This window comes from [Roseibacterium] beibuensis (genome assembly GCF_039542305.1).
Classification (GTDB): Bacteria; Pseudomonadota; Alphaproteobacteria; order Rhodobacterales; family Rhodobacteraceae; genus Roseibacterium; species Roseibacterium beibuensis.
Genome location: NZ_BAABHW010000018.1, coordinates 1 through 950, shown reverse-complemented (window position 1 = coordinate 950; position 950 = coordinate 1). Strand labels below are relative to the sequence as shown.

1 protein-coding gene is annotated in these 950 nt (G+C 58.0%); it reads right to left on the bottom strand.

What is annotated here, in order from left to right; genetic code table 11:
• On the bottom strand, window positions 1-908 hold a 908-nt coding region (locus ABD923_RS19085; protein ID WP_259555338.1), incomplete at its 3' end, for an IS1595 family transposase.
• Window positions 909-950 lie beyond the last annotated feature (42 nt).

Here is a 950-nt window from a genome sequence, read left to right as displayed (position 1 = left end):
GCGATCTCGCCCCGCTCCGCATCCTCAACACCGTTCGCAGAGCGGTTGTTGTATCGGAACTCGAACTCAGCCGCGTAGCGGTGCAGGTGCTTCTTCGCGCAGTGCTGGTAGACGCCCTTCATGCCGCGCTTGAAAATGCTGAAATAGCCCTCAATCGTGTTGGTGTGGACGGTGCCGCGCCCGTATTCACCTTGGCCGTGACGCACGAAATCATGGCCCGCGAAATCACGTGCGAGGTGGCGATACTGGCCCGCTTCGTCGGTATAGATCACGGCTTCCTTGGCGATGTTCTCGCGCAGGATCGGCAGAAGGGTGGACTGCTTGAGGTCGTCCACAATCATGGACTTGGCGCGACCAGTGTTGCGGTCCACCAGCGTCAGAACCTTGTGCTTGTGAGCGTAGCCACGGCCCTTCTTCTCGCCCTTGGGCTTAACCGTGCGGTCGTTACCGATGAAGGATTCATCAACCTCAACGGTGCCGCCGCCAGAGCCGAAATCAACGTTGCCATCGGAACGCATGGCTTCTCGGATACGGTGCGTCATGAACCACGCGCTCTTGTGGGTTATTTCCAGAACGCGGTGAAGCTGGTGGCTGCTGATGCCCTTCTTGCTGGACACCATGAGATGGATGGCTTGCAGCCACTTGTGCATCTCAATGTGGCTTTCCTCGAAGATGGTGCCCTTACGAACCGTGAACTGCTTACGGCACTCGCGGCACTTCCACAGGCCATGGCGAACCTTGCCCTCGGGGTGCTTCTTGCTCGGCTTGGTGCGGACACCTTCAAGGCGATAGGCGCGGTCAATCACGCCACAGTGCGGGCAAACCGGGCCATCGGGCCAGATGATGCTTTCGACGTGTTTAAACGCCTCGGCTTCATCGTGCATGTAGGGTTTGCTCAGAACAGACATGGCGGTTTCCTCAACTCTATGAGTTAAATATAGGAATCCGCC